The 22,381-nt window shown below is 71.1% G+C and carries 21 protein-coding genes; 11 read left to right on the top strand and 10 right to left on the bottom strand.

Features of this window, described 5'->3' with window-relative positions:
• The first annotated feature begins 39 nt into the window (after positions 1-39).
• Positions 40-1,653, top strand: coding sequence for an FAD-binding oxidoreductase (locus ACH4FH_RS28885; protein WP_398558868.1), 1,614 nt, complete (start codon positions 40-42; stop codon positions 1,651-1,653).
• A gap of 90 nt (positions 1,654-1,743) precedes the next feature.
• On the opposite strand, the gene ACH4FH_RS28880 is transcribed toward ACH4FH_RS28885, so the two are convergent.
• Positions 1,744-2,634 carry a LysR family transcriptional regulator gene (locus tag ACH4FH_RS28880; RefSeq protein ID WP_398558867.1) on the bottom strand — a complete coding sequence of 297 codons (891 nt, stop codon included), beginning with the start codon at positions 2,632-2,634 and terminating at the stop codon, positions 1,744-1,746.
• A 70-nt stretch (positions 2,635-2,704) separates the two neighbouring features.
• On the opposite strand from ACH4FH_RS28880, the gene ACH4FH_RS28875 reads away from it, so the two are divergent.
• Together ACH4FH_RS28875 and ACH4FH_RS28870 are read left to right on the top strand one after the other, a co-directional pair.
• Positions 2,705-3,316, top strand: a complete 612-nt coding sequence (locus tag ACH4FH_RS28875; RefSeq protein WP_398558866.1) for a short chain dehydrogenase — start codon at positions 2,705-2,707, stop codon at positions 3,314-3,316.
• 162 nt (positions 3,317-3,478) lie between these two features.
• Positions 3,479-3,868, top strand: a complete 390-nt coding sequence (locus tag ACH4FH_RS28870) for a VOC family protein (protein WP_398558865.1) — start codon at positions 3,479-3,481, stop codon at positions 3,866-3,868.
• A 55-nt stretch (positions 3,869-3,923) separates the two neighbouring features.
• Here the strand turns inward: ACH4FH_RS28870 and ACH4FH_RS28865 are convergent, their stop codons facing one another.
• Positions 3,924-4,385 (bottom strand): hypothetical protein, encoded by a 462-nt coding sequence (locus tag ACH4FH_RS28865; RefSeq protein WP_398558864.1) that lies wholly within the window; start codon positions 4,383-4,385, stop codon positions 3,924-3,926.
• A 90-nt stretch (positions 4,386-4,475) separates the two neighbouring features.
• Positions 4,476-5,366, bottom strand: a complete 891-nt coding sequence (locus ACH4FH_RS28860) for a helix-turn-helix transcriptional regulator (protein ID WP_398558863.1) — start codon at positions 5,364-5,366, stop codon at positions 4,476-4,478.
• A gap of 162 nt (positions 5,367-5,528) precedes the next feature.
• On the opposite strand from ACH4FH_RS28860, the gene ACH4FH_RS28855 reads away from it, so the two are divergent.
• From ACH4FH_RS28855 to ACH4FH_RS28845, 3 genes are all read left to right on the top strand, one after another.
• Positions 5,529-6,923 (top strand): MFS transporter, encoded by a 1,395-nt coding sequence (locus ACH4FH_RS28855; RefSeq protein ID WP_398558862.1) that lies wholly within the window; start codon positions 5,529-5,531, stop codon positions 6,921-6,923.
• A 91-nt stretch (positions 6,924-7,014) separates the two neighbouring features.
• The gene (locus ACH4FH_RS28850) at positions 7,015-7,992 is read left to right on the top strand and encodes an aldo/keto reductase (RefSeq protein WP_398558861.1); all 978 of its coding nucleotides are present in this window, start codon (positions 7,015-7,017) and stop codon (positions 7,990-7,992) included.
• A 205-nt stretch (positions 7,993-8,197) separates the two neighbouring features.
• On the top strand, positions 8,198-8,653 hold the full coding sequence (locus ACH4FH_RS28845; RefSeq protein WP_398558969.1) for a GNAT family N-acetyltransferase: 456 nt from the start codon (positions 8,198-8,200) through the stop codon (positions 8,651-8,653).
• A gap of 32 nt (positions 8,654-8,685) precedes the next feature.
• Here ACH4FH_RS28845 and ACH4FH_RS28840 read toward each other — a convergent pair whose 3' ends face one another.
• The 7 genes from ACH4FH_RS28840 to ACH4FH_RS28810 form a co-directional block, all read right to left on the bottom strand.
• Positions 8,686-10,116, bottom strand: a complete 1,431-nt coding sequence (locus ACH4FH_RS28840) for an aminobutyraldehyde dehydrogenase (protein WP_398558860.1) — start codon at positions 10,114-10,116, stop codon at positions 8,686-8,688.
• The gene (locus tag ACH4FH_RS28835) at positions 10,109-11,422 is read right to left on the bottom strand and encodes a flavin monoamine oxidase family protein (RefSeq protein ID WP_398558859.1); all 1,314 of its coding nucleotides are present in this window, start codon (positions 11,420-11,422) and stop codon (positions 10,109-10,111) included. Before ACH4FH_RS28835 ends, ACH4FH_RS28840 begins: the two co-directional genes overlap by 8 nt.
• Before the next feature lie 47 nt (positions 11,423-11,469).
• Positions 11,470-12,594 (bottom strand): ABC transporter ATP-binding protein, encoded by a 1,125-nt coding sequence (locus ACH4FH_RS28830; RefSeq protein WP_398558858.1) that lies wholly within the window; start codon positions 12,592-12,594, stop codon positions 11,470-11,472.
• A 4-nt stretch (positions 12,595-12,598) separates the two neighbouring features.
• The gene (locus ACH4FH_RS28825) at positions 12,599-13,444 is read right to left on the bottom strand and encodes an ABC transporter permease (protein ID WP_398558857.1); all 846 of its coding nucleotides are present in this window, start codon (positions 13,442-13,444) and stop codon (positions 12,599-12,601) included.
• Positions 13,441-14,262, bottom strand: coding sequence for an ABC transporter permease (locus ACH4FH_RS28820; RefSeq protein WP_398558856.1), 822 nt, complete (start codon positions 14,260-14,262; stop codon positions 13,441-13,443). The genes ACH4FH_RS28825 and ACH4FH_RS28820 overlap by 4 nt, the downstream gene beginning before the upstream one ends.
• Before the next feature lie 82 nt (positions 14,263-14,344).
• Complete coding sequence (locus ACH4FH_RS28815) at positions 14,345-15,478, bottom strand: spermidine/putrescine ABC transporter substrate-binding protein (RefSeq protein ID WP_398558855.1); 1,134 nt, start codon at positions 15,476-15,478, stop codon at positions 14,345-14,347.
• A 146-nt stretch (positions 15,479-15,624) separates the two neighbouring features.
• A complete protein-coding gene (locus ACH4FH_RS28810; RefSeq protein ID WP_398558854.1) occupies positions 15,625-16,776 on the bottom strand; it encodes an aromatic ring-hydroxylating dioxygenase subunit alpha in 1,152 nt (383 codons plus the stop codon).
• 354 nt (positions 16,777-17,130) lie between these two features.
• Here ACH4FH_RS28810 and ACH4FH_RS28805 point away from each other — a divergent pair, with 354 nt between their 5' ends.
• From ACH4FH_RS28805 to ACH4FH_RS28785, 5 genes are read left to right on the top strand one after another with little or no spacing between them, the layout of a single operon-like run.
• Positions 17,131-17,541, top strand: coding sequence for a hypothetical protein (locus ACH4FH_RS28805; RefSeq protein WP_398558853.1), 411 nt, complete (start codon positions 17,131-17,133; stop codon positions 17,539-17,541).
• A complete protein-coding gene (locus ACH4FH_RS28800; protein WP_398558852.1) occupies positions 17,538-18,824 on the top strand; it encodes an NADH-ubiquinone oxidoreductase-F iron-sulfur binding region domain-containing protein in 1,287 nt (428 codons plus the stop codon). Before ACH4FH_RS28805 ends, ACH4FH_RS28800 begins: the two co-directional genes overlap by 4 nt.
• 10 nt (positions 18,825-18,834) lie before the next feature.
• Complete coding sequence (locus ACH4FH_RS28795; protein ID WP_398558851.1) at positions 18,835-19,026, top strand: ferredoxin; 192 nt, start codon at positions 18,835-18,837, stop codon at positions 19,024-19,026.
• Between the two features lie 2 nt (positions 19,027-19,028).
• On the top strand, positions 19,029-21,116 hold the full coding sequence (locus ACH4FH_RS28790; protein ID WP_398558850.1) for an acetate--CoA ligase family protein: 2,088 nt from the start codon (positions 19,029-19,031) through the stop codon (positions 21,114-21,116).
• 33 nt (positions 21,117-21,149) lie between these two features.
• Positions 21,150-22,322: an acyl-CoA dehydrogenase family protein gene (locus ACH4FH_RS28785; RefSeq protein WP_398558849.1), complete on the top strand. Its 1,173-nt coding sequence runs from the start codon at positions 21,150-21,152 to the stop codon at positions 22,320-22,322.
• Positions 22,323-22,381 lie beyond the last annotated feature (59 nt).

Here is a 22,381-nt window from a genome sequence, read left to right as displayed (position 1 = left end):
AATCGGTAACTTACCCAACGTTCAGATCGGGGTGTGGGAGTGCGGCACACGACGCGTTCATGGTGGGGATGGGGAAATGTCGAGGACGCGGTGGTCGGCGCGGAGCGTGCGGCGCTGAGCCGACGCGTCGCGCAACTGCTTCCGGACGCGGACCTGACCGTGCACTCGGCTCCACCGGTGGAGTCGTTCGAAGTGGGCGCGAGCAGGGTCCAGGCGCCGCCGGCTCTGGCCTCGATCGTCTCCGAGGACGTGCGCGACCGGTTGGCGCACAGCCATGGGCAGGCATTCCGCGACGTCGTCCGCGCGCTGTTGGGAAAGCTGCCGCACGTGCCCGACCTCGTCGTACGCCCGACCTCGGAGGCCGAGGTCATCCACGTGCTGGACTGGTGCAGCGACGCCCACATCGCGGTCGTTCCCTTCGGGGGCGGTTCTTCCGTGGTGGGAGGCGTCGAGCCCCGCGTCGGCGGCGACTATTCCGGGGTGGTCAGCCTGGACCTCACCGCGATGGACCGGGTCCTCGAAGTCGACCACACCAGCCGGGCCGCGCTCGTCCAGGCCGGGGTTCTCGGCCCCCATCTGGAGGAGCAACTCAGGCCGCGGGGTTACACGCTCCGGTTCTTCCCCCAGTCCTTCGAGTTCTCCAGCCTCGGCGGCTGGCTGGCCACTCGGGCGGGGGGCCATTTCGCGACCCTCCTCACCCACATCGACGACCTCACCGAGTCGCTCCGTGTGGTCACCCCCGCCGGTGTCATCGAGTCTCGCCGGCTACCGGCCTCGGGTGCCGGTCCGTCCCCCGACCGGATGTTCCTCGGCTCCGAGGGGTCGCTCGGCGTCATCACGCAAGCATGGGTCCGGCTCCAGGACCGGCCCCGCCGGCGGGCAGGGGCGTCGGTCGCCTTCGCTGACCATGACGCGGGTGTGCGAGCCGTGCGCGCGCTGTCCCAATCCGGACTCCATCCCTCCAACTGCCGTCTCCTGGACCCCATGGAGGCATTCCTCAACGCGGACTCCCCGACGGCCGTCCTCCTGCTCGGTTTCGAATCCGCGGATCACCCCGTCACCACCTGGATGGAACGCGCGCTGGAACTCTGCCGCGATCACGGTGGCACCCTGCCCGAGCCGCCGCGGTACACCGATACCGCCGACCGGGCCGCGCGCAGCGGAGCGGCGGATTCCTGGCGCTCCTCGTTCCTGCGGATGCCGTATCAGCGAGACGCACTTGCCGCTCAAGGCATGATCGTGGAGACCTTCGAGACCGCATGCACGTGGGACCGATTCGACAGTCTTCGCGCAGCCGTCAACGACGCAGCCCAGGACGCGATGCGGCAGGCCGGTGCCACGGGCGTGGTGACTTGCCGGTTCACCCACGTCTATCCCGACGGCCCCGCGCCCTACTTCGGCATCTACGCCACCGGCGTTTGGGGCCGGACGGTGGAGCAGTGGGACGAGATCAAGGCGGCAGTCTCAGAGGCCCTGATCGCCTGCGGAGGCACCATCACCCACCATCACGCGGTGGGGCGCGACCACCGGCCGTGGTACGACCAGCAGCGTCCCGAACTCTTCGCCGCTGCCCTCCAGGCAGGCAAGGCGGCACTCGACCCCGCGGGGATCCTCAACCCCGGCGCTGTGATCGATCCCCTTCGCACCGCGTGAGGCGGCGCCGCCCCTCGTGCGCGCCCTAACCGGCGCGTTCGGGCGGGGTTTCTCCGCCGGTGCCTCGCGGGGTTCTGGGTCGGCGCAGCGTCAGCAGCCCGAACGGGCGGGCGGGTCGGTCTCCGCGACGTGCAGCTCGGTGTGGCGGCGGAAGGCGTCCGTCGCCGGGTGGGCAGGGCGTGTGGGCCAGGCCAGGTGGACGGTGACCGGATCGGCGTCGCGCACCGGCAGGTAGCGCACGCCCGGATGTGGATGCTGGTGCACGGTCCCCTCGGCAGTCACGCCGACGGCCGCGCCTGTCGCGATGGTCGTCAGCCACTCGTCCACGCCCGGGACGGTCATCGTGCGCGGCCGCCGGCCCGCCGGCCACAGCTCGGCGCTGGTCGTCGCCGCCGTCGCGCACAAGGCCACCGTCTCCGTATCCAGCTCGGCGAGTGCCACGTCCGCGCGGTCCGCGAGCGGATGACTCACGGGCACGGCGGCCATCCGACGCTCGCGGGTCAGCGCGTGGTGGACCACATGCGGGTCGTCCGGCGCCGGGCGCAGCCGGAGGAACGCCAGATCCGCCTCGCCACGGCGGAGCAGCGCTGCCGGATCGTCGGCCCGGCGGATGTGCACCGGAACCTCCGGGTGCCGCTCGCGCCACGCGCGCAGCAGCGGCACCGTGTGACCGCCCAGCGCCGCCCAGGCGAACACGAGCCGCAGGGGCCGCGGCGTGCCGCGCCCGGACGCGTCGGCGAGGGCGTCGTCGAGCTGGCCGAGAAGGCGGTGCGCGTTCTCCCACAGCCGCTTGCCGGGCTCGGTCAGGTGCAGGCTGCGCGTCGTACGCTCCACCAGGCGCACGCCGAGGCGCTGTTCGAGCTGGGTGAGGGTCCGCGAGAGAGCGGGCTGGGTGATGCGCAGCGCACGAGCGGCACCCGTCAGAGTGCCCTCGTCGCCGATCGCCGCCAGAGCCCGCAGATGACGCAACTCCACATTCATAACTGGCAAGCATAAGTGGTGCGCAGAAGGCATTTCCCCGAGTAAGGGGGCGCCGCTTAGCGTGGCCGCCATGACGAACCGGCACCAGAACATTCTCCTGATCGGCGCGAGCGGCACCCTCGGTCGCGCCGTGCACCAGACCCTCGCCTCCCGCGGCCACGAGGTCCGCACCGTCGGCCGCACCTCGGGCGACCTGCGCCACGACATCAGCGATCCGGCGCAGATCACCGCACTCTACGAGGCGGCCGGCCCGCTGGACGCGGTGGTCAGCGCGGCCGGCTCGGTGCCGTACAAGCCGCTGGCCGAACTCGGCCCGGACGACTGGCAGGCCGCCTTCACCGGCAAGGTCCTCTCCCAGGTCGAGCTGGTCCGTCAGGGCCTCGCCCACGTCGCCGCGCGCGGCTCCTTCACGCTGATCACCGGCGTCCTCGCGCACGAGCCCATCCTCACCGGCGCCGCCGCCTCCCTGGCCAACGGCGCCGTCGAGTCCTTCGTCCGCGCCGCCGCCGTCGAGCTCGCACCGCAGCGGGTGAACGCCGTGTCCCCCAACGTCTTCACCGAGTCCCTGGACACCTACGGCGACTTCTTCCCCGGCATGGGCTCGGTGCCGCTGGAGCGCGTCGCCCAGGCGTACGTGCGGTCGGTGGAGGGCGCGCAGACCGGGCAGATCTACCGGCTGTAGCGGTGCGGGCAGGTGAGACTGACTTCGGCGGCAAGGCCGGAACCTCCTCGGCTACCCCTGACGCACCGAAAGAAGTGGCGATAAGATCTGCGGCAGCATCGCGTGTCGGTCACCGGCTGGGTGAGGCATGGAGGTGTCGGGATATGCCCATGGAGGCATTCCTTGTCAGTTGAGTTGAACCACACGATCGTCCACGCCCGGGACAACCGGGAGTCCGCCGAATTCTTCGCGGGTCTGCTGGGTCTTGAGATCACAGCGGAGTGGGGCCCGTTCATCGCGGTCCACCTGAGCAACGGCGTCACGCTGGACTTCGCCACGATCCCCGCGGAGCGGATCGCCCCGCAGCACTACGCCTTCCTGGTCTCCGAGGAGGAGTTCGATGCGGCGTACGCACAGATCACGAAGCTCGGTATCGAGCACTATGCCGACCCGCAACGGCAACACCCCGACGTGATCAACCACAATGACGGCGGTCGCGGGGTGTACTTCATGGACCCGGCAGGTCACTTCATGGAGCTCATCACCGTGCCGTACGGCGGCCGGCCTTCTTGAGCACTTGTCTTGAGGGGCCGCACCCCGGCGAGGGGTGCGGCCCCGGAGGCGGCTCTCAGTCGTAGAAGAACAGCTCGAGATCCTCGATGGAGCCTGGCCCGGTCAGGAAGCCCTCGGCCTTGGCGATCTCCTTCTCCGGGGGCGGCCCGCCCTCTCGGAGCTGCTTCTGCCATATCTCGCCCTGCTCGCCGACCGCGTAGATGCCGGACAGTAGCTCGGCCATGCCCGCAGGGTGCGGCGGACTGTGTCCCACGACGGGTCGGAGCTGCCACCCGCCTGCCCGGGCAGCCAACCTGAGCACTCCCGCCCAGTTGGCGATCCGCCCGAGACGTACGTGCCACGAGTCCTCGGTGAACGGCGCCATTCGTCCGCCGTGCAGTGCGTTGGTGGCGGCCCTGATGTCCTTCATCACCTGCCGTTCCACGGCATCACGGGTCCAGCGGCCTTCCTGCGCTTCCTCGATGGCGGCGGACCACCACTCCCATGCGCCGTCGAGTCGGCCCGCGAACGTATCCATGCCGACAGGTTTCCATGGGCGTCGTCGGCAGGCTGCCGGTGGAGGCCGATCATCCGTGGACGAACTGACGCTTGCGTCTGCTGCCGGGTGTCAGGGGCCTTGGTGCTGTCGCGCGGCGGGCTGTCCGGAAGCGGTCATGTCCAGTAGGACCATGGCGTCGTGGTCGGGGGTTCCGGGCTCGGCAAGGTAGACGCTCATGCGCTGGCCCGGGGTTCCTTCCAGGGGCATGGACTGCGCGCTGAGGGTGAGGGTGCCGACGGTGGGGTGGTTGATCGTCTTGTGGATGTGTCTGCGGCCCCTGACCTCGTACCGCTCCCAGAGCTTGGCGAAGTCCGCGCTCTTGAGGAGGAGTTCGCCGACGAGGTTGGTGAGGTCGGGGGCGTCGGGGTCGGTGCCGGCCTGGGCGCGCAGGCGGGCGACGCAGCCGCGGACGGAGTTGTCCCAGTCGGGGAACAGGTCGCGGGCGGCGGGGTGGAGGAAGAGATAGCGGGCGAGGTTGCGCTGTTTGAGCGGCCAGTCTTCGAGGCCCGCGTACAGGGCGAGTCCGCCGGGGTTCCAGGCGAGGACGTCCATGCTGCGGCCGACGATGTAGGCGGGACTGGGGCGGAGCGTCTCCAGCAGTAGTTTGAGGTGTGGGCGCACGGTGCGGCTGGGTGTGGGTGCGGGCTCGGGGGCATAGCGAGCCGCGCGGATGGCGAGCTCGCGCAGGTGCTGGTGTTCCTCGTCGTCGAGACGGAGGGCGCGGGCGAGGGCGTCGACGACTCCGGGCCCGGGGCGGGTCTCCTTGCCGCGCTCCAGGCGGGTGTAGTAGTCGATGCTCACGCCTGCCAGGGTGGCGAGTTCCTCGCGGCGCAGGCCGGGAGTGCGGCGCACGCCGGGGCCGATGGTGAGGCCGACATCGGCGGGGGTGATCTGCGTGCGGCGGGCGCGCAGGAAGCGTCCCAGCTCGCTGCCACCGGTGTCCTTGTGCTGCTCAGCCATGTATCCCATGCTCGCAGCTCCCTGCGGAGGGGACACGGTGCCAGGGGGGCCCTGTCGCACCCCGGCACGCCGCGCCCCGGAATGGCTCGGCCTGCCGCATGACGGTGCCGGGAGCGACGGTGGATGTCGCAAGCCTTCCGTCCTCCCGCTGGAGATTTTCCCTTGGCCACCTCACAGGCATCCACGCCGATCGCCACCGGTGATCTGCCCGCACGGCGCGACGCGGGTTCTCGCTGGGCGCTGGCCGCCGTGCTGCTCGGCTTTTTCGTGATCATGCTGGACGCGATGGTCGTGAATGTGGCTCTGCCCGCGATCGGGGACGGGTTCGGCGGCGGGATGACGGGGCTGCAGTGGGTGGTGGACGGCTACACGCTGGCCTTCGCCGCGTTCCTGCTGACGGCCGGAGCGGTCAGTGACCGCGTCGGCGCCCGGCAGGCGTTCGCCGCCGGTCTCGCCCTGTTCGTTCTGGCCTCCGCGGTGTGCGGTCTGGCGCCGAACCTGGGGGTGCTTGTCGGTGCCCGGCTGGTGCAGGGAGTGGGCGCGGCGATGGTGGTGCCCTCCTCGCTGGCCCTGCTGCGTGAGGCGTTCCCCGATTCCGGCAAGCGGGCGCGTGCGATCGCCCTGTGGGGCGTCGGCGGCTCGGTCGGGGCCGCCGCCGGGCCCGTGGCCGGAGGGCTGCTCACCGTCGTCGACTGGCGAATGATCTTCTTCGTCAATCTTCCCGTCGGGCTGCCGGCCCTGATGATGCTCCGGCGTGCGGACCGCTCCCCGACGCGGGAGGTGCCGTTCGACCAGGTGGGGCAGGTGACCGCGGTGATCGCGATGGGCGCGCTCACGTATGCGGCCATCGAGGCCGGCGCCGACGGCTTCGGCGCCCCGCCCGTCCTGATCGCTCTGGCGGTGGCCGTGGTGGCCGCTGTTGTGTACGCGCTGGCGCAGGCCCGTGGCAGGCACCCGATGACGCCACTGCCGCTGCTGCGCACCCCGGCGATGAGGCTCTCGGCGCTGATCGGCTTCGCCCTGAACGTCGGCTTCTACGGGATGATCTTCCTGCTCGGCCTGTACCTGCAGCAGATCCGCGGCCTGAGCGCACTCGCCGCCGGTGCGGCGTTCTTGCCGATGACCCTGCTCACGTCCTTCATGGGGCCGGTGTCGGCCCGCATGATGGCGCGTTTCGGTGCACGGGTCCCGGTGATCGCCGGGCAGTGCCTCATCGTGACGGGCCTGCTGCTGATGGCGGCCGCACCGGCCTCGGCACCCACCGGGCTGTTGGTGGCGCTGATGGTGCCGGTCGGTGCGGGCGGCGCCCTTGCGGTGACCGCGCTGGTGGCCCTGCTCCTGGAGAGCGTGCCCGCTGAACGCGCGGGCACGGCCGGCGGGGTGCTGAACACTTCCCGCCAGCTCGGCGGCGCCCTGGCCGTCGCGGTGTTCGGTGGCTTCGTCGCCACTCCGGGCGGTTTCGTGGACGGCCTGCGTATCAGCCTCGTGATCGCCGCCCTCACGGTGGCAGCAACGGGCCTCGCCGGCCTGCGGCTCAAGCCCGCCCCCCTGTCGTGAACCACTCGCCCGCCCCGTGAGCCCTGGGGTGCCGCCCCGGAGCCGGACCCGTACCCACCACCAAAAAGAGTCGTAAGAAGGAGTAGTTGCTGTGCAGCACATCAAGCTGAGGAACCTCGACATCGCCCGCATCGGACTGGGCGCGATGGGAATGTCCCACGCCTACGGCGGTGCCGGGTCGGACGACGCCGAGTCGGTGCGCACCCTTCACCGAGCCCTGGAACTGGGCGTCACCTTCCTCGACACCGCCGAGGTCTACGGCCCGTACACCAATGAGGAACTCGTCGGGCGTGCCCTGAAGGGGCGTCGTGACGAGGTCGTCCTGGCGACGAAGTTCGGCTTCATCTCCCACACCGGCGGTGGTCCCGGGCACCTCGACAGCAGCCCGGAGAACCTCCGCACGGCTGTCGAGGGCTCGCTGAAGCGGCTCGGCACCGACCACATCGATCTCTACTACCAGCACCGCGTCGACCCGACCACCCCGATCGAGGACACCGTCGGCGCGCTCGCCGAACTGGTCGCCGAGGGCAAGATCCGCGCGATCGGCCTGTCCGAAGCCGGACCCGACACGATCCGCCGCGCCCACGCGGTCCACCCGATCACCGCGGTGCAGTCGGAGTACTCCCTGTGGACCCGGGACCCCGAGGCCCAGGTGCTGCCACTGCTGCGGGAACTGAACATCGGGTTCGTGCCCTACTCGCCGCTGGGCCACGGCTTCCTCACCGGGCAGATCCGCTCCACCGACGACTTCGAGGACACCGACTGGCGCAAGAACAATCCCCGCTTCACCGGGGAGAACTTCCGGCACAACCTGCGCATCGCCGACGAGGTCCAGACGGTGGCCCGCGAGGTGGGGGCCACTCCCGCACAGACCGCGCTCGCCTGGCTGCTCGCCCAGGGCGAGGACATCGCTCCCATCCCCGGCACCCGGTGCGTCTCACGCGTCGAGGAGAACACTGCCGCCGACGGCATCGAGCTGACCGCCGCCCAGATCGACACGCTGAACAACCTCACCCCGGCAGCCGGCGCCACCCACGAAGAGGCGGGCATGCGACTGCTCGAACGCTGACCGAGGAAGCACCCACCTGCGGCTGCGACCGGCCGCACCGAGACCACCGGTCGCGAACTGTCCGCCGTGACCTCCCAGTTCGTTCTCCTGGCCGGACTGTTCAGTCGTCGAGATCGATAGCGTTTCGATCCGGATCAACTCACCACGCGGATGCGTCAGTCGGCGCCATGCCTGGGGCACCGGGAGCCGGAGAGGGATGAGCATGTTGAAGATCGTGACAGCTGACCTCTCCGGCCCGGAGATCGCCGGGTTCCTCACCGAACACGTTCAGCAGATGCGCTCCCTCACACCGTTGGAGAGCAAACACGCCCTCGACCTCGACGGCCTCCGAGCCCCCGACGTGACGTTCTGGTCGGTCCTGGAGGGTGACAGCCTGGTGGGGTGCGGTGCGATCAAGAGGCTGGACACGAGCCACGCGGAGCTGAAGTCGATGCGTACCAGGCCCACGCGGCAGAGAAGCGGGGTCGCCTCCCAACTGCTGGAACACATCATCACCGAAGCGACCCGCATGGGGTTCACTCGACTGAGCCTGGAGACCGGTTCCGCCGAGTTCTTCCTTCCTGCCAGAAGGCTGTACGAGAAGTTCGGTTTCCGGCGCTGTGAACCGTTCGCTGTCTACCGGCCCGACCCGAACAGCACGTTCATGACCAGGACCCTCTGAACGGGCCGCCCGAGCAGGCGCCGGGTTCGGCGTCAGAGCATCACGTGCTTGGCCTGGGTGTAGTCCAGCAGGCCCGCCAGGGACAGATCGCTGCCGTAGCCGGAGTGTTTGACTCCGCCGTGTGGCATCTCCGACACCGTCGTGCCGTGGGTGTTCACCCACACGATTCCGGTATGCAGCGCCCGGGTGGCCCGCATCGCCCGGTCGTGGCGCGTGGTCCACACGCTCGCCGCCAGACCGAACCGGACACCGTTGGCCAGCCGCAGTGCCTCGTCCTCGTCGCTGAAGGACTGCACGGTGACCACCGGGCCGAAGATCTCCTCCTGGACGAGTTCGTCGCTCTGGCGCAGCCCGACCACCACGGTGGGGGAGTGGAACCAGCCCGGCCGCTCCGGCGCCGTACCTCCCGTCACTATCTCGGCGTGGCTCGGCAGACGAGCCAACATCCCTGTCACGGAGGCGAGTTGGGTCGCGCTGTTGACCGGGCCGTAATCTGCGGGCTCCTCGGGTGCCCCGGTGCGCAGAGCCTGCGCGCAGGCGGCGAACGCGACCACGAACGCGTCGTGCACGCGCCGGTGCACCAGGTACCGGGTGGGGGCGGTGCAGTCCTGGCCGGCGTTGTAGTAGGCGACGGCCGCGAGTTCCGCCGCGGTGGCCTCGACGTCCACGTCGTCATGGACGATGACCGGGGCGTTGCCGCCCAGTTCCAGGTGCACCCGCTTGAGGTCCGCCGCGGCCGCGGCGGCGATCTCCTGGCCGGCCCGGACACTGCCGGTGACGGCCAGGAGACGGGGCACCGGGTGCGCGGTCAGAGACCGGCCGGTGTCGCGGTCGCCGCAGACCACATTGAGCACGCCGGGCGGCAGGAACTCCGCGGCTACCCGGGCCAATGCCGCGGACGACGACGGAGTGGTGTCGGCGGGCTTGAGGACAGTGGTGTTGCCCGCCGCGAGAGCCGGTGCGACCTTCCACGCCGCCATCATCAGTGGATAGTTCCAGGGCGTGATCTGTGCGCAGACACCGACGGGTTCGCGCCGCAGCAGCGAGGTGCGGCCCTCGGTGTATTCGGCGGCCACCGCGCCCGGCAGGTTGCGTGCCGCCCCCGCGAAGAAACGGAAGGTGTCGATGACCGCGGGCAGTTCCTCGGTGCGGAACTGCTCCGGCTGCTTGCCGGTGTCCCCGACCTCGGCGGCCACGAGGGCGTCGGCGTGTTCCTCAAGCGCGTCGGCGATCCGCAGCAGGGCCTGCTGCCGCTCCGCGGGGGTGGTGAGCGACCAGCGGGCGAAGGCGGTCTCCGCCGCCCTGCAGGCGGCGTCCGTGTCGGAGGGCCCGGAGCGGGGAGCGCTGCGGTGCACGGCGCCGGTGGCGGGGTTGACGAGGTCCATCGCGGCGCCGGAGTCGGCCGGGCGGTCCTCTCCCGCGATGTGGTTGAGGACCGGGGGGAGGGGGCTGGTCTCAGCCATGGCGCAGCACCGCCTGTGCCGCTTCCCGGCCGGTGCGTACCGCGCCTTCCATGTAGCCGGCCACCCATTGGTCGGACCCGCAGACGTAGAAGGGCGGTTCATGGGTGCCGTGCAGGGGCCCGACGGCCATCACGTCGCCGGGGTTCCAGTGCGTGACGTAGCCCTGGGTCCACGGGTCGGTGCCCCACATCCGCAGAGCGGACATGAACGGCTGGTGGGCCTCGTCGCCGTAGAGACGGGCGATGTCGCAGAGCAGCTCGTGGTCGCGCAGTTCGGCCGGCATGCCCAGCAGCACCCCGTAGCGCTCGGGAGGTATCAGGGCGGAGAGGATGCCCTCGCTCTGCGGCCAGGTGCTGCCGAGCACGCCCTCGCATTCGGACAGACCGTTGAGGTCCAGGCTGCGCCAGAAGGGCTTGTCGTAGGCCACCGCGAACTTGGCGGCGACGGCTTGCCGTTGGCGGTGCAGCGAGGCGAGGCGGGCGTCGGATACGCCGGTGACGGCGACCGAGCGGAGCGGGCCGACCGGCAGGGCGCTGACCACGGCATTCGCGGTCAGCGTCGACCCGTCGGCGAGGCGGACCCGGCAGCCTCCGGGACGCACCGTCACCTCGTCGACGGCCGCTTCGAGCCGGATGCGCCGGCCCAGTTGCTCGGCCATGCGCAGGGCCACGGTCGCCGACCCCTCGGCCACGCGCAGCCCCTCCCAGTCCTCGTAGGCATAGGCGTCATCGCCGGGGACGGCGGCGTGCTTGCGGAGCGCGGCCAGCAGGGAGGTGCGTTCGCAGGAACCGCTGGCCAGGGCGAGCTGGCCGATCTCCCAGAGGCGTACGACGGCCGGGCTCGCTCCTTCGGAGCGCAGCCAGGCACCGACCGACATGCGGTCGAGGGTGTCCGCGTGCGGGTGGGACCAGGGGTCGTGCGGGTCGACGGTCCGCGCCAGGGCCACGAACGCGGCGGCGGCGTTGCGATGGCAGGCTTCGTCGCCCGGGCCGAACCAGTGCGGCGGGTCCCCGGCCGACACCCCTTCCGCGGTGGCCCTGGCCATCCGGCCGGGTTCGGCGACGTAGCTGGGGATGAGGGTGAGGCCGAGTTCCGCCGCAAGCGCGAGGTAGGCGGTGTGGGCCTGGCCGACCACTTCCCCGCCGAGCTGGACCAAGCGCCCGTCGGGCAGCACGGTCTGCTCGACACGTCCGCCTACCCGGTCGCGGGCTTCGAGCACGAGGACGTCGGCGCCGGCCGCGTTCAGGTCCCGTGCCGCGGCGAGACCGGCGAGGCCGGCGCCCAGCACGATGACATCGTGATTCATCAAGGGTGTTCCTTCGCTGTGGGTGGGCGGCTGCGGGTGGGCGCCGGTCAGTCCAGGACCAGACAGTGCTCGGGCTTCCAGCCGATCTCCACGCTTTCGCCGCCGCTCCAGCGGTCCTCCATGCGGGAGCGGTAGGTGTTCTGCTCCAGTACGGACACCGTGACGCCGGGGGCGAGTTCGATGAGATAGGTGGTGGTCGGGCCGGAGTAGACGGTCTCCCGCACCACGCCGTTCACCAGGGCCATGCCCGGTTCGAAGTCGGAGAGCCAGATCTTCTCGGGCCGGATCGACAGGCTGACGCTGCTGCCGTCGGGGACGCCCTTGCGGACGCCGACCGGCAGCGAGGGGCCGCAGTCGAGGACCACCTCGCCGGAGCGGTAGGTACCGGGCACGAGGTTGGAGGTGCCCATGAAGGACGCCACGAACTGGTTGGCGGGACGTTCGTAGACATCCTCCGGGGGGCCGCACTGCTCGACGCGGCCCTGGTTCATCACCGCCACCCGGTCCGACATGGTGAGCGCCTCGTCCTGGTCGTGCGTGACGAAGACGAACGTGATGCCGACCTCGCGCTGGATCTGCTTCAGCTCGACCTGCATGCGCCGCCGCAGCTTGAGGTCGAGCGCGGCCAGCGGCTCGTCGAGCAGCAGGACCTGGGGGCGGTTGACGAGGGCGCGCGCCAGGGCGACCCGCTGTCGCTGCCCGCCGGAGAGCGTTCCCGGCTTCCGGCTGCCGAGGTCGCCGAGCTGCACCCGCTCCAGCATGGTGGCGACCCGCTCGCGGATCTCGGCCCGGGGTATGCCCTTGCGCTTGAGGCCGAAGGCCACGTTGTCGGCCACCGACAGGTGGTCGAAGAGGGCGTAGCTCTGGAAGACGGTATTGACGTTGCGCTTGTCGGGCGGCAGCGCGGTCACGTCCTCACCGCCCAGCAGGACGGTGCCGGCGGTGGGGTCGGTGAAGCCGCCGATCATCCGCAGCGAGGTGGTCTTGCCGCAGCCGGACGGGCCCAGCAGGGAGAAGAATTCGCCGGGTGCGATGTCCAGGGAGAGGTCCTTGACCGCGAAGGAGCCGCCGTAGTTCTTGCTGACGTTGTCGAGCCGGACGGCGGGGGGCGCGTCGGCCGGGGCCGCCCCGGCGGAGGGGGTGCCGGGGGAGGGGGATTCGGAGGAGGTCATGGCGTCACTTCCCGGAGAGCAGGTCGAGGCCACCGCGGCGGCCGAACAGACGCGGGATGGCCAGCGCGAGAGCGATCAGGCCGATGGAGCCGGCCAGCATCAGCGTGCCGACGGCGTTGATGGTGGGCTGCACACCGAACCGGATCGCGGAGTAGATGCGGACGGACAGCGGCTGCGGGTCCACTCCGGTGGTGAAGTAGGCCAGCACGAAGTCGTCGAAGACGAGGGCGAAGACGAGCACCGCCGCGGCCAGGATGGTGGGCAGCAGAGCGGGCAGCGTGACCAGGCGCAGGGCCTGCCAGCGCGTGGCCCCCAGGTCCATCGCGGCCTCCTCGACCTCCGGGTTGAGGGCGGCGATCCGCGAGCGCAGGATCACCGTCACGTAGGAGATGGAGAAGGTGATCTCCGCGAGCATCACCGTGCCCGAGGAGAGGGTGATGTCCATGCCCTTGAAGAGGAGCATGGCGGCGACGCCGGTGACGATCTCCGGGGTGATCAGCGGGACCAGCATGATCAGGCCGGCCAGGGACCCGAGCCGGGTACGGCTGCGCACCAGGCCCAGGGCCAGCGCGACCCCGAGGATCACCGAACCCGCCATGGCCACGAGGGAGACCCGCAGGCTCATCCCGAGCGATTCGATCAGCACGTTGTCCTGGAAGAACGCCGTGTACCAGCGGAAGCTGAAGCCCTTGAAGACGGTGAGGGACTTCTGGGCGTTGAAGGAGAAGAGGACGACCACCCCGATGGGGAGGTAGAGGAGGAGGAAGAAGGCGGCGGTGATCGCGAGGGCCAGGCGGGGCCTGCGGTCGGTGCCGCGGCGGTGCCGCAGGTGCGGGGAGCGCAGCGTCATCGGGTGGCCTCCGCCTCGTCCTTGCGGGTGCGCCGCAGGTAGCCGAGCATCCCGAGGAACAGCACCGCCATCATGAGCATGGTGAGGGCGGAGCCCAGGGGCCAGTTCTGGCCCTGGAAGAACTTGTCCTGGATCAGGTTGCCGATCATGATCTGGTCCGGGCCGCCCATCAGTTGGGCGCTCACGAAGTCCCCCATGGCGGGCAGGAAGACCAGGACGGCGCCCGCGGCCGCGCCCTGCCGGGTCGCGGGGAGGGTGACGAAGAAGAACGTCCGCAAAGGTCCTCCGTAGAGGTCGCGACCCGCTTCGATCAGCGAGAGGTCCATCCGTTCCAGTGCCGCGTACAACGGGATGATCATGAAGACGATGAAGCCGTAGACGAGTCCGGCGATGACACCGACACCGCTCTGCAGAATCCTGGTGCCGTCGTCGGCCAGGCCGACGGCGCGCAACACCTTCAGCACGGGCCCGCCGTCGGACAGCACCACCGACCAGCCGTACATCCGCACCAGGTAATTGGCGAAGAACGGCACGACGATCGCGGCGATCAGGAGATTTTTGAACCGCCCGCCGTGCAGGGCGATGGAGTAGGCGACGGGGTAGGCCACGACCAGGCAGACGGCGCAGGCGATCAGCGAGAAGCCCAGGGAGCGCAGCAGCACGATGCGGTACGTGGGATCGGCCATCGCCGCGAGGTTGTCGAAGTTGAGCCCGAAGCGCGGGTTGCCGAGGGGGTCGGTGGTACCCAGGGCAAGGGTGGCCACCAGGATCAGGGAGGCGATCAGGAAACCGGTCATCCACAGGGTGCCGGGGAGCATGAGCCAGGTCCACAGCCGCGTGCCGGAGGCCGAGGGCCCGCGTGGCGGCCGGGGAGACCCGGAGGGGGAGCGCTGTGCCATGTCAGCCCGCTTTCACGTGGGTCCAGGCGGTATCGCGGGCCTGTTCGCCCTTCGAGGAGGCATTGCGGAAGAAGAGGTCGGCCTTGAGATCGTCGGGGGCGACCAGGCACTGCGGGAACGGCTTCACGAGGGTGGCGTAGACATCCTCACTGCCGCCGACCGGCATGGGGTAGCCGATGTACCGGATGTTCTTGCGTACGTTCTCGGGTCTGAGCATGTAGTCGATGAAGAGCATCGCCGTCCCGGGGTGGCGGGCGTTGGTGGGTATCGCGTAGCAGTCCGAGTTGATCGGCGCGCCCTCCCGTGCCACCTCGAAGCCCAGGACGGACGGGTCCTTGGCCTGGCCGAGCATGGCGGCCATGTCACCGCTCCACGCCTGCGTCATCGTCGCGTTGCCGTTGAGCAGGTTGTTGTAGCTGTCGCTGGAGAAGCCGCGCAGCCGGGGGCGGAGGCTCTGGAGCGTGCTGGTGATACGGCCGAGATCGTGCGCGTCGGACGTGTCGATGTCCAGGCCGAGCTTGAGTGCGGCCATGCCGAGCACCTCGTCGCGGTCGTCGAGGACGAAGACATGGCCCTTGGCCCGGTCGTTCCACAGGTCGCCCCAGGATCCGGTGAGGCCGTCGCCGATCTTGTCCTTGCGCCAGCCGATGCCCGTCTTGTACATGGTGAACGGGACGGTGTGCGCGGAGCGCCGGTCGTACCAGGGGTCCGCGAAGTAGTCGTACTTCCCGAAGACGGCATCGGCATGGCGCAGCCGGGAGTGGTCGATACGGCGCAGCCGTCCGCCGTCGGCCAGCCGCTGCGCCCACTTCGCGGTGGGAAAGATGATGTCGTAGCGGTTCCCGGCGTTGAGCTTGGCGGTCATGCCCTCCATCGAGTCGAAGTTCGACTGGATGACCTTGACGCCGTACTCCTTCTCGAATCCGTCGAAGACGGCCGGGGCGACGAAGTCGGCCCAGTTGAAATACACCAGATCGCCGTCGGCCTTGACGTCGATCGGCTCGTCCGGATCTCCGAAGGCGTTCCGGCTCTCCGGCAGGAAGCCGCAGCCGGCGACGCCGAGGCCGAGTGCCGCGGCGGCGCCTGAGCGCAGAAAGCCGCGTCGGGACGGTGGTGGGTGTGCCTCGGGGGACATCGGTGTCCTCTCCGTAGGGGGTCAGCGCTGCTTCAGGGGGTGGTCGCGGGGGCGCGGAAGGCCCTGTCCTTCGCGCGGAACCAGACGGCCGCGGCGCGGTGCGGTGCGCGCCGGGGATGCTCGGGCAGTCGCCTCACCGGGGCGGTTCAGCGCACCGCGTCGCCCAGGTCGGCGCGTACCCGGTCGGCGAACCAGCCGACGGCGGCCTCCCGGCGGGACAGGGGGCCCGGCTCGAAGCCCGGCGTACCGAGGCCCTTCTGCACACGGGCCACCAGTTCGGCGTCTTCGTCATTGGTGATCCAGCCGATGTGGATGTTGAGGCGACGGGCGAGCCGGGTCCGTGGGCCGGTCCCGCGGCGGGTGTAGAAAGCGCCGGGGACGGCCACCCGGTCGACGGCCGTCGGGATGGCGGTCCAGGCAAGCACATGGTCGGGGTAGAAGTCGATGAGTGTGTTGGGGTAGATCACCGCGTACCGCCAGATCCGCCGGTCGGCCTCGGTCAGGCCCGGCATGGGGGAGGCGACGCGCTGGTAGAGCCGCTCGGCCCAGTTCGAGGACGGCTTGTCGCGCAGTGGCGAGGCGAAGAGTACGTAGGACTCGGCGACCTCGCTGGTGTAGCCCTGGTAGTCGAGCAGCCGCATCAGCCCGGGGTGGGCGACCGGGACGTGATAGCCCTCCAGGTAGTTGTCGACCGCGACCTTCCAGTTGGCTTCCTGGACCTCGGCGCCGGCCAGGTCGTGGATCCGGCTTCGGCCCACCGGCACCAGATCGGTCCCCGCGTAGTGGCCGACGGCCTCCGCCAGCCCGGCGCACTGCTCGGCGAGCGGCACGGCGTCCGGGTCGAGGTTGCAGAAGACGAACCCGAGGAACGACTCGACGCGGACCGGGAAGAGGCCGAGCGCCGGCTTGTCCAGGCAGGGGATCTGCCGTGCCTCCGGCGCGCCGACCAGGCGCCCGTCGAGCTTGTAGGTCCAGCCGTGGTACGGGCACCGGATAGCCTTGCCGGCCGGCTCGGGGGCCGTGACCAGGCGGGTTCCACGGTGCCTGCACACATTGAGGTGGGCGGCGAGGGCGCCGTCCTCGGTGCGTACGACCAGCACCTCACGGTCGGCGACGGTGGCGGCGAGCCGCGCCCCGGGGTCGGGGAGATCGGATTCATGACAGACCAGCTGCCAGGACTTGGCAAAGATGTGCCGGGTCTCGGCGGTGGCGGTGGCCGGGTCGGTGTAGTAGCGGCCGGGCAGTCCCTGGCCGGGGGTGTCCTGCTTCGGCGGTGCGGTGGTGGCTTCGGGGTGCATCGGGTGGCTCCTCCTGCCGCACGGGGCGAGGGGATTGAGGCGGCCGGGGCGAGGTGTCCGGCCCGTTGCCGACGTATCGGATCCCGTGCTGACTAATTGGTCAGTCAGATTGCTGGCGGGTTTCGGGGAAGTCAAGACTTGTGTCCTGACTAATTGATTAGTTAGTTTAGTGCTCTCGCTGCTCCTGGCGCTCCGCCACGGTGAACGCCGGCAGCGAGCGGGCGCGGTGCGCCCCGGTCCGCCGGCCACCCGCAACGGCACCACCCTTCCGGCACCGAGCCACGGGCAATGCCCCAACCCGAACCCCCGATCCGCGCCGTGCCGGCCACCCCCACTCCTCTCCCGGAGGCACGCATGAGCGGTCGTCGGAGCCTCGTCTGGCTCGGGCTCACCCCCGAACCCGAACGGGAACTGCCCGCCACCGTCGCGGCACTGCGCACCGCTGTGCGGCACGCGGTCGACGTGCCGGTGGCGGCCACGAGAGCCGAGCAGTGCCGCGTCGAGCGGCTGGTCATGCACGGCACCCAGCGCGGCTGGCTCCGCTACCTCGCCGAGGTGACCGACCTCGTCACGGCGGTCGCCGGCGGCACCCGACCCGGCGACCGGCAGGCCGCCCTCCTCGCGGCGGAGGTCGTGCTCGACCACCACCGCATGCTGATCGGCCTCCCCGGACCGGGGTACGGCCGGACGGCAGCGGACCGTACAGCCCTCGAAAGCGCGGTACGCGCCCTGCGCGCCGCCCCACCGGACGGAGACCGAGGATGACCGGGATCGCCTCCCTGATACGACAGGGCACCCCTTCCGCGCTCGGTGTCACACCGGGCGTGACGGAACACGCCGAGGACTACGCGGCCACCGGCGGCTACGGCGACACCCTGAGCGCGGCCGAACTTCTCGACCGGATCGCCGACGCCGGACTGCGCGGGCGGGGCGGCGCCTGCTATCCCACCGCCGCCAAGCTCCGCGCCGTCCGCGACGCCGGCCGCCGGCCCGTCGTCGTCGCGAACGGCGAGGAGGGCGAGCCCGGTTCGGTCAAGGACCGCTGGCTGCTCCGGGCCCGGCCCCACCTGGTCCTCGACGGGCTGGCACGGGCCGCGGAGATCACCGGCGCGGAACGCGGCTATGTCTACCTCTCCGACACCACGGCAGCCGAACGGGTCCGCCGCGCACTCGCGGAGCGGGCACCGCACCTGCCGGTGGAGATCGTCCACACCCCGCACACCTACGTCGCGGGGGAGGAGACCGCGGTGGTGCGACGGATCGACGGCGGCCCGGCCCTTCCGACCGCCAAGCCGCCCCGGCCGTACGAGCAGGGCGTCGGCGGCGCTCCCACCCTCGTCACCAACGTGGAGACCCTGGCCCGTATCGCCCTCCTCGCCGCACGACCGGACCACGGATACCGCACGGCGCGCACCACGCTGCTGACGCTCGCCGGCGGCGACGCTGACCCAGTGCTCGCCGAGGTGCCCTACGGCCACACTCTGCGGTCACTGGCGCGTGCCCAGGGCACCCCCGAGCCCGCCGGAGCGCTCCTGGGCGGGCTGTTCGGCGGGCTGATCGGGCCCGGCTCCCTCGACCTCGTCCTCGACCCCGACGCCCTGGCGGCCGCGGGCACGGCACTGGGCTGCGGAGCGATCCGGTTCCTCGGCCCCGACGAGTGCCCGGTCTCCCTCGCCTCCGCCGCACTCAGCCATCTCGCGGCCGAGAGCGCCCGGCAGTGCGGCGTCTGCGTGGCGGGCACCGGCGCGATCCGCGATGCCCTCGCCACCCTCACCACCGGCACCGCGACCCCCGATATCGCCGGACGGCTGGAGCGCTGGTCCACCTCGCTGCCCGGCCGCGGCGCCTGCGGGCTGCTCGATGCCGCGGCAGGCACCGCCGGCAGCCTGCTGCGGTCCTTTCCCCACCTCGTCCGCTCCCATCTCGACGCCCCCTGCCCGGCCTGCGACGCAGCCGCCGGATCCGGCGACCGGCTCACCGTGGCCGTCCCCGGTGTGGCCCGCCGTGCCGTGCCCCACCAGCGAACCTCCGCCCCCTGCCCGCGCTGAAAGGAACACCGTGAAACTTCTCCTCGACTCCACCCGCTGCCAGGGCTACGGCCTCTGCCAGGAACCCGCCCCGGACCTCATCGACCTCGACGAGTGGGGCTATGCCGCCGTCGTCGCCGACCCCGCGCCGGGCGCCACCGAGGACGCCGCCCGTGCCGCCGCCGAGTCCTGCCCCAACTCCGCGCTCAAGTTGGAGAGGTAACCATGGGACGTGATCTGTCGGCCCTGTTCGACCCCAAGTCGGTCGCGGTGGTCGGTGCCAGTGACGACCCGGCGAAGTACGGTCACGCGGTCGCCGCGCAGGCGCTGCGAGCACCCGACCGCCGGCCCGTCCACCTGGTGAACCGCCGTGGCGGCACGGTCCTCGGGCGCACCACCACCCCCTCGCTCGCCGCGATCGGCGAACCCGTCGACCTCGTGGTGATCTCCGTGCCCGGCCCCGGCTTCGAGGCCGCCGTCGACGACGCCCTGGCCTGCGGGGCACGCGCCCTCGTCGGTATCACCGCCGGCTTCGCCGAGACCGGCCCGCTGGGGCTGGCCCGACAAGAGGCGATCGCCGCACGCGTACGCGCCGCCGGAGCGGTGCTCGTCGGACCGAACTGCCTCGGCATCGCCGACAACACCACCGAGCTGTATCTCGCCTCGGACCGTTTCGCGCCCGGTGGCATCGCGCTGCTGAGCCAGAGCGGCAACCTCGCCCTCGAACTCCAACTCCGGTGCGCCCCGCACGGCCTGGGATTCTCCCGCTTCGTCTCCCTGGGCAACCAGGCCGACGTCACCCTCGTCGACCTCGTCGAGGACGCCGCACGGCACGACGACACCCGGGCCATCGCCGTCTACGCGGAGGACTTCGGCGACGGCCGCGCCTTCGCGGAGGCGGCGGCCTCGGCGGGGAAGCCGGTGGTCCTGCTCACCGCGGGGCGGGGCACCGCCTCCGCCCGCAGCGCCCGGTCGCACACCGGCGCCCTGACCACCTCGGCCGATGTCGTGGCCGCGGCCTGCCGGGACGCGGGCGTCCACCTGGTCGCCACCCCACACGAGATGACCGTGGTCCTCGCCGCGCTGCACGCGGGACGGCGCGCCACCGGGCGCCGCACCGCGGTGTGCACCGACGGCGGCGGTCACGGAGCGATCGCCGCGGATGCCGTCGAGGCGGCCGGACTGGACGTACAGGAACTCGGCGGCGACGCACAGGAACAGCTCAGCAGGCTGCTGTGGGAGCAGTCCGCGGTCGGCAACCCGGTCGATCTGGCCGGGATGGGGGAGCAGAACCCGCACTCCTACGGCGACACCGTGACCGCCCTGCTGGGCATGGACGAGGTCGACTCCGTGCTCCTGACCGGCTACTTCGGTGGCTACTCCGCGGCGACCGGTGGCCTGGGCGGCCCGGCGGCCGACAGCGGCACCACCGGTGGCGGGAGCGCCCTCGCCGCCGGTGAGCTGGAGACGGCACACCAGATGGCGGGGCAGGCGACGAGCGCGGCCAAGCCCCTCGTGGTGCAGTCGATGTTCCCGGACGCTCCCAGCTGCCGGACGCTCGTCGAGGCAGGCATACCGGTCTTCGCGTCGACCGAGGACGCGGCCAGGGCGCTGGCGGCCATGACCGTGCCCGAGGCCGTCGGCCCACCCGGCGTGCGGCTGCTGCCACCGGCGGCGCCGCCGGTCGTCGAAGTCGGATACCACGGAGTGCGCGGGCTGCTGAGCGCCGCCGGAGTGGCCTTCCCGGAGGCCCGGGAGATCACCGACGAGGCACAACTGCTCGCAGCCGCCGACGCGTTCCCCGGCCCGTACGTCCTCAAGGCCCTGCACCTCCTGCACAAGTCCGACGCCGGCGGGGTCGCCCTGGGGTTGCCGGACCGGCCCTCCCTTGTCACGGCCTACCGGGAGATGCACGCCCGGCTCGGGGCGGGCTCCTACTCGGTGGAGGCGATGGCCGATACGACGGACGGCGTCGAACTGATCGTGGGAGTCAACCACGATCCCCGGTTCGGCCCGGTCGCCATGGTCGGCCTGGGGGGAGTGCTCACCGAGGCCCTGCACGATGTCGCGTTCGCGCTGGCGCCAGTCCCGGCGGAGCGCGCCGCACAACTGCTGGCCGGGCTGCGAACCGCGGCTCTCCTCAAGGGTGTTCGGGGCCGGCCCGCCGTCGACATCGCGGCCGCGGCAGCCGCCGTCGAACGCATCACCACATTCGCCGCCGCCCACCCCGAGATCACGGAGATCGAGGTCAATCCGCTGCTCGTCCGCCCGGACGGCGCCATCGCCCTCGACGCCCGCGCCCTACTGGCCTGACACCCCGCCCCGCCCGCCGTCCCGGAGGACACCATGGACTTCCGCTACACCCCCCGACAGGCCGATCTCAAGGCCCGCGCCGCCGCCTACACCGAGCTGCTGTATCCGTACGAGAACCAGTCCGAGGAGGCCGGGGGACCGCTGCCCGCCGAAACCGTCCGCGAGCTGACCCGGGCCGCGATCGACGCCGGGGTCTACGCCATCAACATGCCCGAGAAGTGGGGCGGCCCCGGCCTCTCCCTGCTCGATCAGGTCATCGTCGAGGAGGAATTCGGCAAGGTCACCAACTGCCTGTGGGACATTCCCTGGCGGCCGGCCAACGTGCTGGCCTACGGCACCGAGGCGCAGCGGGAGAAGTATCTGCTCCCCGTCATCCGCGGTGAGCGCTTCGACGCCTTCGCGGTGACCGAGCCGGGCGCCGGCTCCGACCCCTCGTCGGGTACCAGCACCGCCACCCGCACCGAGGGCGGTTGGCTGCTCAACGGCGAGAAGTGGTTCGTGACCTGCGGCGACATCGCCGACTTCCTGCTCGTGCAGGCCGACGCGGGTCCGGAGCGGGCGGCCACCCTCTTCTTCGTCGACAAGCAGGCGCCGGGCGTGCGGATGACCCGGGTGCCGCGGTTCATGCACTCCGCGGTGAACGGGCACCCCGAGTTCACCTTCACCGATGTGTTCGTCCCCGATGAGGACGTCCTCGGCGGCGTCGGCAACGGATACGAACTGACCAAGGAATGGTTCACCGACGAACGGCTGATGATCGCGGCCCGCACGACGGGCGCCGCCGAGCGGGCGCTTCAACTGGCCCGCGACTGGGCCGTGGAGCGCAGGCAGTTCGGCTCCGCCATCGCGGACTTCCAGCTGGTGCAGGGGATGCTGGCGGACTGTGCGGTGGACATCGCGGTCAACCGTGCCTACACCCACCAGGTCGCCTGGGAGGCCGACCAGCCGGGCGTCGACCCCAAGGCACTGCATGCCAAGGCCTCGACGGCGAAGCTCGCGGCGAGCGAGGCGGCGGGCCGGGTCATCGACCGCTGTGTGCAGATCTTCGGCGGCCGGGGCTACGACCGCTCCTACCCCGTCGAGCGGCTCTACCGGGAACTGCGCGTCGACCGGATCTGGGAGGGCACCTCCGAGATCCAGCGCCTGATCATCGCCAACGAGCTCATCAAGCGCGGCACCCGCGCCCTCAACCTGCCGCAGGCCTGACCCCGCCCGACCACCGGACCACCCGGACCACGGTCCGGCACCCCACCTTTGAGGACTGA

It is taken from the genome of Streptomyces sp. NPDC017993 (genome assembly GCF_044328065.1).
Taxonomy (GTDB): Bacteria; Actinomycetota; Actinomycetes; order Streptomycetales; family Streptomycetaceae; genus Streptomyces.
The sequence above is the reverse complement of the archived record's forward strand: the minus strand, read 5'-3'. Positions and strand labels throughout refer to the sequence as shown.